Annotated in this window: 2 protein-coding genes and 1 pseudogene; 1 reads left to right on the top strand and 2 read right to left on the bottom strand. The window is 40.2% G+C overall.

Translation table 11 applies throughout. The annotated features are described in order from the left end of the window. Positions 1 to 94: 94 nt before the first annotated feature. The gene (locus tag PR800_RS15665; protein WP_102139478.1) at positions 95 to 316 is read left to right on the top strand and encodes a SymE family type I addiction module toxin; all 222 of its coding nucleotides are present in this window, start codon (positions 95 to 97) and stop codon (positions 314 to 316) included. Here PR800_RS15665 and PR800_RS15670 read toward each other — a convergent pair. Both PR800_RS15670 and PR800_RS15675 read right to left on the bottom strand, forming a co-directional pair. Next, positions 303 to 659, bottom strand: a complete 357-nt coding sequence (locus PR800_RS15670) for a hypothetical protein (protein WP_102139479.1) — start codon at positions 657 to 659, stop codon at positions 303 to 305. The two genes, PR800_RS15665 and PR800_RS15670, sit on opposite strands and share 14 nt — an antisense overlap. Positions 660 to 664: 5 nt before the next feature. After that, a pseudogene (locus PR800_RS15675) lies at positions 665 to 1425 on the bottom strand (hemagglutinin repeat-containing protein); the annotation flags it as partial.

Below are 1425 nucleotides of genomic sequence, written 5' to 3' on the forward strand. Positions count from 1 at the left end.
GACCGTGATCAACAGCATCTTACATATGCATGATGCGAAGCGCTGGACAACAAAAAGTAATTAATTGGAAGTGGTCAAAACCAGATAATATACAGTGGGTTACGCCCCGAACCGAGGTAAACCCAACCCCAGCCCGCAACTCACCTTAAGTGGTAAGTGGCTGAATGAGTTGGGGTTTACGGTGGGCAGTCACTTTACCCTCACTCGCCAAGCCGGACAGTTGATTATCCGGTGGGCTGAAGGGGAAGTAAGGCGGCTAAGGAGATCCCAGTGTGGGGCTGGGATCTTATTAAAATCACTTGTTAGTCATGATTGATATATATTGCGTTATCTTCCGGAGGGGGGCTTTCAGACCATCCCATACTAACTACAACATTTCGAGCTAATGCTCTCATATTTTCCCACTCTATATAAGATGAAAGAGCTTCATTGTTCCAAAAATGGATATTATTTGAGCCGCTGATAGACAACATGTAATCATCTAATTCTTTTATCGCAGAACTTTGCTCAATAGATAATAATTCATAATTTATATCATCTAGTGCTATTTCCCACTCAACTGCAAGTTGATCTGCCACATTTACAAAATCAGGAAATAGTCTCATTTGAGTATCACTTGGCTGCATAAAAGCACGGGTAATCCATTCTAATTGTTCCATAATCTCTACTCTTTAGTTTTATTAATTATTGTGGCTTTCTCACCTTGTGTAGGCTTATATGTACTTGGGTCTACAACTTTCATTGTGCCTTGAGTTGTCGTGGATACTTTATAATAGCTGCCTCCATGTCTACCTCCTCCAGGGTGGTATTGGATTTGGCTAATTTCAGGATGCCCCTTGACCTCAATAATAACAGCCTGACCAGAACCTCTTGTTGACTGGCGGACATTTACTTCATAGCCCGCTGTTTTGAAATCTTTAGCTATATCATCTGAAGAACGACCCCAAATTGCTTGAGGTGCTTTAGTAAAATTAGTTGCTATATTTACTGAGTTATTCGAGTTAGATTGTTTTGGAATAGTACCTTTATTATTTCCCTTACCAATATTACTTCCAATTACACTACCGACCCCTGCTCCTGCTAATGTAGCTCCAATATCGGATACAGCCGCTAAATCCTTACCAAACTCACTGGTATGCTGATTGATCACTGCATTATCTTTAATTGTTTCTTCTTGAACGAAATTAACAACATCAGGATCAATTCCTAGCCAAAGCCCATTGGCCATGTTTTCATTATAAGCTTCATTGGCTAACTCGCGCCCGAAACCACATAAATCTGGGTTATCTATGCATGACGCTTTATTTTTCTCTCTATCCTTTTCAGCTTTTGCACGAGCTTCTTCTAAAATTGGCGTTATATCTTCGCCTTTTCTTTTAGCCTCTTTGATTTTCCTATCTAAGGTGAACATATCACCCGATAAAT

The organism is Providencia sp. PROV205, from assembly GCF_028479505.1.
Classification (GTDB): domain Bacteria; phylum Pseudomonadota; class Gammaproteobacteria; order Enterobacterales; family Enterobacteriaceae; genus Providencia; species Providencia huaxiensis.